Source organism: Pigmentibacter ruber, assembly GCF_009792895.1.
Lineage (GTDB): Bacteria > Bdellovibrionota_B > Oligoflexia > Silvanigrellales > Silvanigrellaceae > Silvanigrella > Silvanigrella rubra.
In genome coordinates, this window is record NZ_WSSC01000002.1 from 150,218 (window position 1) to 163,185 (window position 12,968).

The window sequence follows — 12,968 nt, forward strand, 5'->3', positions numbered from 1 at the left end:
AATATAAGCCATGTCACTATTTGCTCATTTTTCTAATTCAGTAGAGTTTTCTGTAAATTTCTTCAAAACTATAGATCATTCAATAAGTATTTCTTTACAGGAAGCAGAAAATATATCTGAGTTAATGCATAGCTTACAAGGTGCATTTTCTGAAACTCTCTATGTTTATTCTCCTGTAGTATCCTTTCTCCTTGATAAACAGGAAAAAATTTCATTATTATCAATTGGATTAGGTTTGGGTTATATTGAAATTATGGTAGTATCTCAGCTTTTAGCTAGGAAAAAGTCAATTCTTGACAATGAAGATTTTTGCATACAATCTTTTGAGAGTAATAAAAATTTAATTTGTTTTTTTAAAGATTTTTTTCTAGGGAAAGCAGTTCCTGTATTATTTGAAGATACTTATAAGGATATTGTTTCTAAAATGGCAGTTTATTATAATCTGGCTGCAATTGATATAATGAATTATATGAAGAAACTAATTTTTAATAATAAAATTATTTTAAACAGCAAATTTACAAACGAAACTAAATTGGTAAGACCTGTGAGCGGAGTTTTTTTTGATGCATTTAGTATAAAAAGCACGCCAGATTTATGGCAAATAAATGTTATAAAAAATGTTTTACAAGAAAAAAATTTACTAAATTATTGTTGTTTTGCTACATATGCAAGTCGTTCAATATTAAAAAAAGAATTAAAAGAATGCAATTTCAAAATAATTCCAAAAGTAGGTTTTTCGGGAAAAAGAGAATGCATTTTTGCAATAAAAGAGATATAGTTAATTATTTTTTAAATATTTTTCGATTTTTTTATTTACTAAATAATTTAAATCTACTTTTTTAATACCTCTTTCATAAAGAGGAAAAAATTTATTATTTTTTGTAAAGCCAACATGAGTTTCTTTGGTTAATTTAAAATCAAGAATTTTAACTTTGTTTTCTAAATTTAATTTTTTTATGATAATAGGATATATTTGTGCATCGATAATACCGACATCTACTCTCATTGAAGAAACCATATTTAATATTTTCTCATATACAAAATCTGAAGATGTCACACTAATTTTATTAAAATTTGAGGCTTCATCAAACTCTTTAGAAATAGAATATCCAGTTCCAAATAGAACTGATAATTTATCCATATCTTTAAAGCTATTAATTTTTTTTGTAAAATTTTTTGAAGCTACTAGAAAATTACCCCGAGTTCTAATTGATGAACCTAATGAATATTTTTCATCTCTTTCTTTACTATATACCATTGGAATTACAGCATCTACTCTTTGCATATCTAAATCATATATGCAACTGTTCCAAGGTTTCATAACATAATTTACTTCAATATTTTGTGTTTGCATAATCTCAGTTAATATTTCAACATCAATTCCAGCTGGTTTATCATTTATAAAATAAGCAGAAGGTTTAAAATCTTCAAAGCAAACTTTCATAGATTCTGCCTGGATAGGTGTAGCAGCTTTATTGATTATTAAAGATATTAAAAAATATATAATTTTTTTTCTCTTCACAAAAACTCCTTAAATTAGTATTTACTCAGTTCAAATAAATTCATACTAATGCCAATCTAAAATTATTTTAACCTTTTTTCTTTAATTTTCTATCAATACTTATCATCATTGGGGGCTCGACATGCGAATTAAGGAGTTTGATAAAATATTTATTATCACGATTATCAATAGATAACCAATTAGTAAAATACTCAATCTTTTGCGGAAGAAAAATTGGAGAACGATCATGGCCTATTTCTTCAATAAATGAACCTGGAGTGGTGGTTAAAATAGAAAAAGATTCAATCACTTCACCTGTTGTTGGATCAAGCCATTCGTCATATATTGCAGGAACAAAAATACATTCAGAGAAGCTAAATTTTATCATGTTTCCAGCATATTTTCCTTCATAAATTGGTTCAATAAAGTCTGTTATCGGCACAAGGCAGTGATTTAATAAAAATGGTTTTTTCCATGTTGGTTTAGTTAAAACTGTTTCAATCCTAGCATTATGAGTAGAAAATTTTGGTTTTTTTACTTTGGACCAAGAAGGAATGAGGGAAAAATTAAAAAGTTCCAGCGTAAATCTTTTATTCTTACTTATAATGACAGGTGATTTTAAATGTGGTAGTATTCTCTCTCTCCAATGTATGTTACCAAGTTCTAATGAAAATATCGCTAAAGATTTTCTAAACTTTATTTGTTCAACCTGAAATTGAGCGCACATTTTTGGCCTTTATAAACTTAAAATGTTTTATTTATAGACTACTTAAAATTTTAAGCAATGTAAATTGAAAGGATAAATCATGGAACAACCCATAGTATTGTTTCCAATAAAATTAAGTAATGCAGAAATAAGAATTGCTAAAACTGAGGAACTTCCTCAAGTATTTGAAATGGGATTTGATGAATGGGGTGAAGGAAAAACTCTACCAGAACATATTCAAGCCTGTTATGAATCAAAAAAATATCGTAAAGGAATTCGTTACGTTTTGGTAAATCAAAATAAACAAATAGTATCCTCACTCATGTGCTATGAATATCAATTAAATTCAGGCCAAAAAATTATAGGTATTGGAACTGTTTGCACAAAGATGAATGAAAGAAAAAAAGGATATGCCGGTTTATTATTAAATGGGGTTACAGAAACTTATATTGAGTTAAATAATTATTCTTCATTTGTATTATTTTCTGATATAAATCCAGCTTATTATGAAAAATTTGGTTTTCATCCATTACCAATGGAATTACAAAAATATTCTAAATCGGTTTTTATGATAAAATGTACGGCAGAATTTTATAGCAAAATAGTAGAAGATTTATTGCAAACAGAAATTGCTTATTTTTAGGATTAACAATATTTTAAAAAAAATGAAAATAATAATTGTTTCTTTTTAAAATTATATAAAAATATTTAATTTGCTATGGAAGGCATTACAAATGAAGACTAATTTTATATTAGGAGTTTTAGGGTTTTTGGCAAGTATTCCTAGTTTTGCTCTAGCAGGTGAGTGGACAAGGGTAGATAGTCGTTCTATTAAGTTTTCAGGCGAAATAACTTCAGGTGATAAAGTAAATTTACTGCGTGTGTTAAAAAGAACAGATAAAAGACTTTATCTAAATTCAGAAGGAGGTGATGCTGAAGAAGCTTTAAAGATTGCTAAAATCTTGTTATCCTATCGCCTGCACATAATTGTAGATGGTTACTGTGCCTCGTCCTGTGCAAATTATTTATTTACGGCTGGAAATATAAAAGAAATTCGTAATGGTTGGGTTGGATTTCACGGGAATATGGTATCCCTTTATAAGGAAACAAATAATAAAATTAAAACAATGAATGATTTTACTTCTATAAGGTATCCAGATGGTATAGGAAATATGTCAAACCAAGATCTCACGGATTCATATACAATATTTTCAAATTCTCTTTTTAATGCAATGGTTTCAGATCATAATTATTTTAATACTCTTGGTATAAAACAAGAATTTTTTGATTTAAGTTTTCAAAATGATAAAGGATTGAATGATGGAAATTTTTATGAATTCTTATTACCTTCTCCTCAAACATTTGCAAAATACGGCTTTAAAAATGTTAAAGGGCAACAAAAATTTAAACAAGAGTCTGTTTCTTACAGTGATGACTCTAATAATGAAGTTAATGGATTAAGATTTATCTACAAGTAAATTTTTTTAAAAAAGCCAACCGATTTTAATAATATTCCAAAATGGCAAAGTTTTACTTCTAAAATAATCACCTATGTTATCTCTTACTTGCCGTTGAAAATCATAAAAAGCATATGAATTATAAACCGCATTGATTTGATTTTGGTCTGTAGCGAGAACCTGCGCATTAAAGTCTTCAGATCCTGATTGTACTGGAATTTGTACGCCAAGTTCGGTACCTATGCTTAACCCACTTTTACTTACGAATAACCAACCAAACTGTGGCGTAACATAAGTAGTATTAATTTTTAAATAGGCTCTTAAAGGTATACAAGTTCCGCCAAAATTTGAAATGTATTCACATGCATCTATCCTTGCATCAACTTTTCTGTTTCCATATGCTGCACCAATAAAAAATGAACCAAAAAAAGGATAAATAACAGCTCTAACTTCAAAATGGGAAATATCTGCTTGTGTACTTTGAATTGGAGTATTATTGTTATTATTATCTATTCTATCTGAAAGTTGAGGATAATTTTTTAAATTAAAATTTTGTATCCCACCTATGTTTGCGCTTAAACCAAGAAAATGGAATAACCTTGATTCAAGTCCAAATGAAAAGAAATTGAACATACCGGCACTGAAAGTGGGGCCTATTCTAAAATACTCTGTATCATCATCTGCGTCATCATTTTTATTCTTAGCTGCAGCTTCTTTCACTGGTGGCACCACTGGTGGTGGAACGATATTACCTTGTTGTTTACTTTTTTCATCTTTTTGTTCTTGCTGATTCTCATCTTCTAAAGGAGGAGGATTTTCAAATCCTTCTGGAATTTCTACTTTTAATGATTGTATGAGTTCTGGAGTTACAGGTTCTGGTGGAGGTGGAGGTTCATTTCCAACTATTTTTCCCCATTGATTTTCACTTACTTCCTGAATAATATCAGGTTGTGCTGGGTTACTGAGTTCAACTTTCCCAGTAGTAACTACTAATTGTGTTTCTCCCGTTTCTGGCGCAACAATAAACCCACCCGTACCACGCACTCCCATTACTGCATTATTTGTTTTGTATTTTACATCATTTTGGACAGTTTTGTCAGGTTTGACAAAGAAACGTATTTTTCCTTTAATATCTTCAAAAACACCTTTTAAACTTTTTTTCTCACTTTCTAAATTAACAGTATATTCTTTTATTTTTAATTCAGATTTTTCATAGAGAATTATATCTGCACCATCATAAAAAAGAATTTTAACAATCGTATTTTCTCCAGTTTTTATCACATCTGTTGGATGTATAAGATCGCCTCTTTTAACAGGCACCATTTCTTTGCCAACTATAAATTCAGCTTTTCCTACAATATTTTCAATTTTTCCAACTTCATCATCAGTAGCAAAAGCTGCTTTCGGAAAAAGAAAAATACAAAAAAATAAAGTTAAGAATTTTACTTTAAGCAATTTTTTCTCCAAATACGATATTTTTAGTCTTTTTAGTGATATCTTTTAAATCTTCACTTAAGATAAGAATGCTTTTAGAAGCCTCAATAGATTTATCAGCGCTTTCTTGGTTTTTAATTGCGGATTGATCAATTTTAGACATGGCTTCAGAAATATGTTTCACACCAATTTCTTGTTCCTTTGTGGCTTCAGTGATTTGTGTCATTTGAGTCTGAATTTCATTTACATCATGAATTATTTTGTTAAAAATGCTTGATACTACTTGTGTTCTATTTTGCCCTTCTGCAACACGGCTTACAGTTAATTCAAGAATATTTTTTACATTAACTCTGCTTTTGTCTAGGAGTTCCCTTATTTCATTTGATGACTTGCCACTTGTTTTTGCTAAGTTCCCTACTTCTTCAGCAACAACGGCAAAACCTTTTCCGTATTCACCAGCTCTTGCTGATTCTATAGAAGCATTGAGCGATAAAAGTTCAGTTTTTGAAACAATATCATTAATAACCATTGCTTTATTTTCAATTTGAATAATGATCTCTTCAATTTCTGAAAGTTTTTGACTTGCCTCTTGAATGGCGGCCATAGAAGAAACCATATCATTTACAGCTTGGTTGCCTTCTTCTGTTTGTTGACTAATGGTTTTAGATAATTCTTCTGAATTATGTGTAAGTGTTGAAGTTCTAGCAATCATACTTGTTACCTCTTCTATAGCTGCAGCGGTTTCTTGGATAGAATTTGCTTGTGCTTTTGAAGATTTTCCAACATTTTCACTCATTAAAGTTAAATATTGTGATTTTTGTTCCATGTCATTAGACGATTGATTTAACATACTTGTGAGTTTAGTGAGTGGAATAGAGATAAAATTTGCTAAAATTAGTCCTCCCCCTGTTAAAAGAACGGCTAATATAATGCAGATAGATCCTTCAACAATGAAATTCTTTCTTTTTTGCCTATCTACATCGTCTATATATATGCCAGTACCAACATACCAGTTCCATTCAGGTATTGTACGCAAGTAAGTTAATTTAGGAAAATCACCCTCTGAACCAGGTTTAGTTGTAAAGTAACTTAAGAATTCCCCCTGTTTTTTGCTTTGGAGAATTTCAACAAACATTTTATATTGTGTAGAGTTTTGAACGACTCCATCATCTTTGGGACGTTTAGGGTTTATGATTTGTCTTCTTTCTTCGTCTCCAACAAAAAAATAGTTATCTCCATCATATCTTGCAGCATTTAATGCAATTTTTATTGCATTTACAGCTTCTTCTTTCGATATTTTACCTTCTTTTGTTAGGTCTACATATTTGTAAATAAGGTTTGCTGCAGAATCTGTTAGATTTCTAATTTGAGTCCTTTTTTCTTCCATCATTCTTTCTATTGATTCATTGCCTAAATAAACCAGAGTGATGGTAAAAATAATTACAATTAAGATATTCCAAAACACCATTTTTTGCTTAATGCTCAATTTTTTCAGCATAGTAAGATATTCTTTCAGATTTGATATTTGTATTTCACAATCTAATATTAATATCTATACAAAACTTTGGGTATTCAAATTTTTGTCATATGCATAGACAAAAGAACAATTCAATTTTTAAAATAGCTTAGAAGTAAGAGGAAATAATTTTCATTCAAATTTTTGTCATATCGACAAGATATTTCACTCTTTTATTAGTTAAATCTTTAGTATATGGGGTAAGATATTTTGGGTGAAATGGGATAGAGTCTAACGAACTTTCAAATATAATCTTTTGTTTTAAATTAGTGTTTAATTGCTTAATCTTCCAGTTTTTTTCTAACTGAAAATTGATTTCTTTTATATCTTTTACTTTTTTTATTATTATGTCACGGTATAATTCAGTAGTATCATAAATTATTTTGAGTTTTGTAACATTTGGAAAATTACCACCACCAGCCGCACGATAGTTATTTGTTACTATAGCAAACTTTTGTAATTTTTTAATTTCTTTATCTTGATATTTTAAATTTACAATCCTATTTCCAATAGGCTGGGATACATCTATTTCATAAGTTAATCCATAAATGCAATCAAAATTAAAACTTGGAAATAAAGGATTTATAATATTTATTTCATCTGCATCATTATTTTTGATTTGTTGAAAAGATTGACAACTAAATTCTAACCAGTCTTTTAATTGACTTTTATTAATTAATAAAACTTTAACTTCGTTATCATAAGGGTATAAATTGCAGATATCTTTTATAGCTAAATCGCCTTTTGAAATATTAATATAAGCTGAACCATGTGAGCCTGTATTTAAAGGTGCAAAAGAACAAATAACAGGAAGATCCTTCCATTTTGTTTCTGCTAATTTATTTTTTACGTATTCTTGTGCAATTTTTTGAATAAATTGAGATGCATAAGAAGATTCAAGAGTAGAAAACCAGGAATGAAAATGTAGTTGAGTTTTTCCAACTTTAGCACGAATATAATCTAATACTTTTACATGATGATTTGCCACTAAAGAAACAATTTTTGAGTCTTCCTCGACACTTCTTACACTTGGAAGTTCAGTAAAAGTTTCTTTAATTTTCCATCCTTTTTTAAACTTTTCAAGTTTAAAGATGATAACACCTAAATGACTTCCTAAAGCACCAGGCATGACAACAGGTTTGTTATTAATTTTTCCTGTTAGATTATCAATTTTAAATTTTTCTTTTTGATCATAAACCTTTCCTCCAGGAAAAATGTTATGGGCATGTCCAGAAAAAATAGCATCAATTTCTTTAATTTTACTTAATTTATAAACAGCATTTTCAGAATTTTTAATATACTTAACAGGTAATATACCACTATGTGCTAAAGCAATAACAATATCTGCACCGGCTTTTTTTAATTCTTTAGCTGTTTTAGTGGCTGCATCTACTATATCATCTATAACAATTTTATTTTCTAAAATATGCTTATCCCAAATTAATATTTGTGGAGGTGCTGTTCCTAAAAAACCAATATTAATTTTGTCATTTACATTAAAATTTTTTTCAATAATTAAAGATTTTGGATAAAGGGGATCTCCTTTTAAATCTTTATTTTTAGAGTTTTTTAAAAATATATTTGAATTAATATAAGGAAATTTAGCTTGATTTGTTACTTTTTTTAAAAATTCAATTCCATAATTAAAATCATGATTTCCTAAAGTTGCAATGTCATACTCTAGAAAATTCATAACCTCTATGATGGGATGAATTGTTTTTTCATTTATTATCTTAAACTGCTTTAAATAATCTGATAAGGCATTCCCTTGGATGAGATCACCGTTATCAACAAGCAATGAATGCGGGAAAAGTTTACGGTATTTTTTTATCAGGCTTGCAGTTTTAGCAAGACCAAAAAAATCAGACTTTTTGTCACTATAATAATCATATGGAAGAATACTACAGTGTAAGTCTGATGTCTCTAAAATGGCCAATTGATAACAATTGGATGAGGTCATACCTTTTCGCTTTTTGGTAGAAGTGTTACAACAAGTCTACGGCCTTCCAAACGTGGTGCTGATTCCTGTACAACAATATCTTCTAAACCGGCCATAAGTTCTTGAAGAGCTTTATAACCTAGATCTACGTGAGACATTTCACGCCCTCTAAATTTTACCCCAACACGGACACGAGCTTTTTCGGCAATCCATCTCTTAATGTGATTTTGCTTTGTTTCTATATCATGTCTTTCTGTATTAGGAGTCAAATTTATTTCTTTAACTTCTATAACTACTTGTTTTTTCTTTGCTTCTTGAGCTTTCTTGCTCTGCTGATATTTAAACTTACCATAGTCAATTAAGCGGCACACAGGTGGTTTTGCGTCAGGTGAAACTTCAACTAAGTCTAGCCCTAACTCTTCCGCTCTTGAAAGAGCTTCACGGATGGGTAATACGCCTACTTGCTCTCCAGTATCGGAAATAAGGCGAACTTCTGGTGCTTTAATTCTGTCATTGATTCTAGGGCCATCTTGGGTGGGGGTACGAGATTGTTGGTTTCCCATTGGACGCATATAGTGTGCATTCTCCTTAATGAAGGTTGTTTTATTGATTGAAGACAACTGTTCTTGGGTTATAACATCCAAAATCTATCATGTCTGCAAAAAAAAATAAAAAAGAGAAGGTGGTTCTCATTACAAGCATGCAAAATTTCATAACTTATGCATGATAGTAGGATGAAAATTCTTCTCTATGAATGAAAATTGTTTTCCAAAATGAAAGATTACTTAAGCTCATTTGGTGTTGGCTTATTGAGCGCGAACAACTTAGGAGTTGTTCCCGTTCTACGTAATTTATTTTTAGCTTGTTTGCCCATTTTTACTTTTTTAGCTTCGCGGCAACGATTTGTTTTGTCGGTTGGTGAAGTCATAATAACCTCTTGTAATTAATGAATAAATTAAAAAGATAAGGCTCTCTTTTTCTAGATCGTCCTTAGAAACTGCAACCATGCCTCATTTTTTTTCGTTTGACAAGGACTTTTATAATTCTAAGGCTCGGCTTTTAAGATAGTAGAACTCATCACAACTTATAATAAGGGTACTTTTCTTCAGCTTTTTCCAAATGGGCACCAAGAGCCAGAGCATGCTCTTTTGAAGTCAGAAAAAATTGATTATCTTTCCAGCAGCATACAGAGTGCCAAGGCGTCCTCCAAAGATCGTCTGCATCAACTAGGTTGACCCCAATTTTTTTTGCAATTGCAGACTGAGGGTGGATAGAAAGCCTTAAAGCCTGTGGAAAGTTTTTTTCAATTAACTTACTCCAAGTGTTACTTCTTTGAATGATTTGAAAGGTTAAATTTTTTGCCTCATTTCTAATCCAAGGTTTAGACTTATCTTGATAAATATAAACTAAATCCTCATATATAAATTTATTTAATCCACTAAACATTACAAAAAAATCTGGTGAATAAAATCTTTTCCTTTTGAGTGACTCAACATTATCAGGAAATTCTTTGACAAAATTACTTTTCATTTTTGCATAATCAATATGTGAAAATAAATTATCCAATTTAAAAATTGATAAATTATTTAAGTTTTCAGTTTGAATAATTTTAATTATTTCAGATGAATAATTAGAAATATTATCTTCAATAAAGGGAATAATATCGCAAAAAACTCTTGCATCAGAACAAATTGTAATTATTGCACCAGGTGGATATATTTCCTTGATGCTATTGCATAGATGTTGAAGTTTTTTTAAGGCTAGAACTTCAGCATAATCTGGAAAACAAGATATTGTTTTATTAGGGTTTGGAGATTTTACTGGAAATGCTGGTATAATCATTTCTATTGGTAAAGATTTTTGCACAAATTTTTTTATTTTATCTAAATGAAAATCCATGCATTTTTTTAAAAGTAGTTTGTTTTCATATGTATTAGTTAATTTATAAGGTATTTTTCTAATGGAGTAAATCTTTTCTAAAATATTTTCACAAATAAAACAGTCAATTGAAAAATACTTATCATCCTCATTTTTCATATGTCTCTCCAAAATTTTTATTTTAAATGAATGATAAAAAATAAAACCTGTTACGTAAAATAAAATAATTTTATTGGAAAGATAAATGAAATTTATGGATTAGAAATTGCTATATTTTTGCATATTTCAGCTATTAATTTAGCTGAGTTAGATGTTAAAGTTTCTCTCCTATATGCAAGGAAAATTTGGTCTTTATATTGCGGCAAACTTGTGTTAACAAGCGTCAAATTACTACTATTTTGTGATTTGACAACTAACGAAGGTAATATACCGTAACCAGCGCCACTTATAACCATTTTATGAATGATAAATAAATCAGGTGTGGATACAAAATGCTTATATTTAAAATTACTTCTTTTTAATTGTTTAATTATCCAATGTGTTTGTAGTAAGTCTAAGTTTCCAAATAAAATATCACTATATCTGCTATTTTTAGCTTCAAATATACAAACGCTATCATCACAAATTTTTTTTAAAATTAAATTTGGATGCTTAATAGGATTTACAACAAAACCAAAATCAATTTTAAAATTTAAGATCTCTTCAATAATATTTCGTGAACAATCATGGATTAGGTCAATTTCAATATTTGGAGCTTTTGAAAATATTTCTTTGAAAAAAATTGGAAGAGTATAATAACCGACTGCAGGATGAACACCTATTGTATATTTACCATGCAATTCATATAAATCATGCTGAACTTCTCGACGCATTGAATTCCAATATTCATAAATGAAAGCTACTTGATTAGACATTTTTTGCCCAATTTTTGTTAAATGTACTCCTGTTCTAGTTCTGATTAGAAGCTGTGCTCCCAACAAAGACTCCAATTTATGGATAGATTGCGTGATTGTTGGTTGAGCAACACCCATTCGCTCACTTGCTTTTGAAATATTTAAAGTTTTTGTTACTTCAAGAAAGTATTCAAGATCATTAGAATTAGGAAGCATTTTGCACCTTTACTTCTTACTACAAAAAACTTAGGCATTAGGAAAACTAAAATACTTTTAAGCTAATAGAAATTTTTGCAGATTTAAAGGAGTACATAGAAAATTAAGAGATTTATAAAAATTTAAGCGATATTATGCAAAGTGGATTTGATAATTTAGAAAGATCAAGCAAAAAAAATATTAAGGATCTTTTCTTATTTTATCTAATTTCCAAATTTTTCGGATGTGCTGTAAATTAAGCAAAAAATTATAGCTAGTCTAGAAAATTATTTGCAAAATTAGCAAATTTACCTTTAGAATAAAATGCAGAAAATAGATGTAAAATAAGGATTTTTTAAAAATTTCCTAGTAAAATTAAAACTGATATTTTAAATATATGTGTATTTATTTCTAAATTACTCATATTTAGGGGTTAATGAATAATAAAATATTAAATTTTAGGTTTGAATAAACTTGAATATTTCACTTATCTATAACATTAAAATTTTTTTTAAAATTAAGCGCTAATAAAATAATGATTATTTGTTTATAATTTCTGTTCTAAAAAGTTTTAATATTTTATCAATTTCTAATTTATAAAAATATTTTAATTTGATAATATCAATAGCCTGATTTTCTAAACGTAAAGGGTAATTTTTAAATATAACAATATCAGGAATAAGCTTCAAAAATCTCATATAAAATTTAGAAACACCAAAGTAATTACTTAATTTAATATGTAAGTTTTAAAAAAAGAAGAATCTTAGAATGGTGCTCCCGGGGAGAATCGAACTCCCACTTCCGATGGAAACGCGATTTTGAGTCGCGCGCGTCTACCAGTTCCGCCACAAGAGCCTAGTCTCCTTTCCTTAGTAATCGTTGCCTAGAATGTCAAGAAAATCTCTTTAAAATCTTCTGAGCTTAAAAAATTGATAAGATCATACGAGAACTTACTAGCGAACTAAAGCGGAGGAAGAGCTGTGGAATACTCCATCGTACAGAATGATGATGGAAAAAGCGTAAGCCTTGTTGGAGTTATTAATGAAGACTCTGAAATAGCTTTTAAAAATTTAGTTTCCGAATTAAAAGAGGCTAAAAACATCATTTTTAACTTTGCACAGGTAAAAAGTATTAACTCTCTTGGGGTTAGGGCTTGGGTAAGTTTTTTGCGTACCTTAGAAGAGGGAAGAAAAATATCATTTACTGAATGTACTACAGACATCATTATGCAAATTAACATGATTCCTAGTTTTCTTGGGAAAGCTACAGTTTCTAGCTTTTATGTCAATTATATCTGTGAAATATGCAACAAAGAGGACAAAAAACTTTTTGAAACAGCCTCATTGCCGCCAAAAACTTATCCACCAGCTCCAAAGTGTGACAATGATGACTGCGCCATGCAGACTGAAGAATTAGAAGATGAATATTTTGTATTTTTAATGCGTTGAG

General features: G+C 29.2%; 13 protein-coding genes and 1 tRNA gene. 4 read left to right on the top strand and 10 right to left on the bottom strand.

What is annotated here, in order from left to right; all coding sequences use genetic code 11:
- The first annotated feature begins 10 nt into the window (after positions 1-10).
- On the top strand, positions 11-778 hold the full coding sequence (locus tag GOY08_RS07100) for an MnmC family methyltransferase (protein ID WP_158998201.1): 768 nt from the start codon (positions 11-13) through the stop codon (positions 776-778).
- Here the strand turns inward: GOY08_RS07100 and GOY08_RS07105 are convergent, their stop codons facing one another.
- Positions 779-1,522 carry a substrate-binding periplasmic protein gene (locus GOY08_RS07105; RefSeq protein WP_158998202.1) on the bottom strand — a complete coding sequence of 248 codons (744 nt, stop codon included), beginning with the start codon at positions 1,520-1,522 and terminating at the stop codon, positions 779-781.
- 67 nt (positions 1,523-1,589) lie between these two features.
- Positions 1,590-2,228, bottom strand: a complete 639-nt coding sequence (locus tag GOY08_RS07110) for an SOS response-associated peptidase family protein (protein ID WP_158998203.1) — start codon at positions 2,226-2,228, stop codon at positions 1,590-1,592.
- 79 nt (positions 2,229-2,307) lie between these two features.
- Between GOY08_RS07110 and GOY08_RS07115 the strand changes: the two genes are divergently transcribed.
- Positions 2,308-2,850 (top strand): GNAT family N-acetyltransferase, encoded by a 543-nt coding sequence (locus GOY08_RS07115; RefSeq protein ID WP_158998204.1) that lies wholly within the window; start codon positions 2,308-2,310, stop codon positions 2,848-2,850.
- A gap of 91 nt (positions 2,851-2,941) precedes the next feature.
- The gene (locus GOY08_RS07120; RefSeq protein ID WP_158998205.1) at positions 2,942-3,685 is read left to right on the top strand and encodes a Clp protease/crotonase-like domain-containing protein; all 744 of its coding nucleotides are present in this window, start codon (positions 2,942-2,944) and stop codon (positions 3,683-3,685) included.
- Between the two features lie 6 nt (positions 3,686-3,691).
- Here GOY08_RS07120 and GOY08_RS07125 read toward each other — a convergent pair whose 3' ends face one another.
- The 8 genes from GOY08_RS07125 to GOY08_RS07160 form a co-directional block, all read right to left on the bottom strand.
- Positions 3,692-5,119 carry a FecR family protein gene (locus GOY08_RS07125; protein WP_158998206.1) on the bottom strand — a complete coding sequence of 476 codons (1,428 nt, stop codon included), beginning with the start codon at positions 5,117-5,119 and terminating at the stop codon, positions 3,692-3,694.
- A complete protein-coding gene (locus GOY08_RS07130) occupies positions 5,112-6,596 on the bottom strand; it encodes a methyl-accepting chemotaxis protein (RefSeq protein ID WP_158998207.1) in 1,485 nt (494 codons plus the stop codon). The genes GOY08_RS07125 and GOY08_RS07130 overlap by 8 nt, the downstream gene beginning before the upstream one ends.
- Positions 6,597-6,750: 154 nt before the next feature.
- On the bottom strand, positions 6,751-8,574 hold the full coding sequence (locus GOY08_RS07135; protein WP_158998208.1) for a bifunctional 2',3'-cyclic-nucleotide 2'-phosphodiesterase/3'-nucleotidase: 1,824 nt from the start codon (positions 8,572-8,574) through the stop codon (positions 6,751-6,753).
- A complete protein-coding gene (gene infC, locus GOY08_RS07140; protein WP_202914040.1) occupies positions 8,571-9,197 on the bottom strand; it encodes a translation initiation factor IF-3 in 627 nt (208 codons plus the stop codon). Before infC ends, GOY08_RS07135 begins: the two co-directional genes overlap by 4 nt.
- Before the next feature lie 137 nt (positions 9,198-9,334).
- Positions 9,335-9,481: a hypothetical protein gene (locus GOY08_RS07145; RefSeq protein WP_158998209.1), complete on the bottom strand. Its 147-nt coding sequence runs from the start codon at positions 9,479-9,481 to the stop codon at positions 9,335-9,337.
- A 149-nt stretch (positions 9,482-9,630) separates the two neighbouring features.
- Positions 9,631-10,590, bottom strand: a complete 960-nt coding sequence (locus GOY08_RS07150; protein ID WP_158998210.1) for an L-tyrosine/L-tryptophan isonitrile synthase family protein — start codon at positions 10,588-10,590, stop codon at positions 9,631-9,633.
- A gap of 92 nt (positions 10,591-10,682) precedes the next feature.
- On the bottom strand, positions 10,683-11,540 hold the full coding sequence (locus GOY08_RS07155; protein WP_158998211.1) for a LysR family transcriptional regulator: 858 nt from the start codon (positions 11,538-11,540) through the stop codon (positions 10,683-10,685).
- A gap of 748 nt (positions 11,541-12,288) precedes the next feature.
- Positions 12,289-12,374, bottom strand: a tRNA-Leu gene (locus GOY08_RS07160).
- Positions 12,375-12,499: 125 nt separating this feature from the next.
- Here GOY08_RS07160 and GOY08_RS07165 point away from each other — a divergent pair.
- On the top strand, positions 12,500-12,967 hold the full coding sequence (locus GOY08_RS07165; protein WP_158998212.1) for an STAS domain-containing protein: 468 nt from the start codon (positions 12,500-12,502) through the stop codon (positions 12,965-12,967).
- Position 12,968 lies beyond the last annotated feature (1 nt).

Excerpts from the sequence above, each read along its gene's own strand:
- GOY08_RS07120 (WP_158998205.1), top strand. The coding sequence starts at position 2,942 with ATGAAGACTAATTTTATATTAGGAGTTTTAGGGTTTTTGGCAAGTATT.
- GOY08_RS07130 (WP_158998207.1), bottom strand. The coding sequence starts at position 6,596 with ATGCTGAAAAAATTGAGCATTAAGCAAAAAATGGTGTTTTGGAATATC.
- GOY08_RS07110 (WP_158998203.1), bottom strand. The coding sequence starts at position 2,228 with ATGTGCGCTCAATTTCAGGTTGAACAAATAAAGTTTAGAAAATCTTTA.
- GOY08_RS07145 (WP_158998209.1), bottom strand. The coding sequence starts at position 9,481 with ATGACTTCACCAACCGACAAAACAAATCGTTGCCGCGAAGCTAAAAAA.
- GOY08_RS07155 (WP_158998211.1), bottom strand. The coding sequence starts at position 11,540 with ATGCTTCCTAATTCTAATGATCTTGAATACTTTCTTGAAGTAACAAAA.
- GOY08_RS07100 (WP_158998201.1), top strand. The coding sequence starts at position 11 with ATGTCACTATTTGCTCATTTTTCTAATTCAGTAGAGTTTTCTGTAAAT.
- GOY08_RS07115 (WP_158998204.1), top strand. The coding sequence starts at position 2,308 with ATGGAACAACCCATAGTATTGTTTCCAATAAAATTAAGTAATGCAGAA.
- GOY08_RS07135 (WP_158998208.1), bottom strand. The coding sequence starts at position 8,574 with ATGACCTCATCCAATTGTTATCAATTGGCCATTTTAGAGACATCAGAC.
- GOY08_RS07150 (WP_158998210.1), bottom strand. The coding sequence starts at position 10,590 with ATGAAAAATGAGGATGATAAGTATTTTTCAATTGACTGTTTTATTTGT.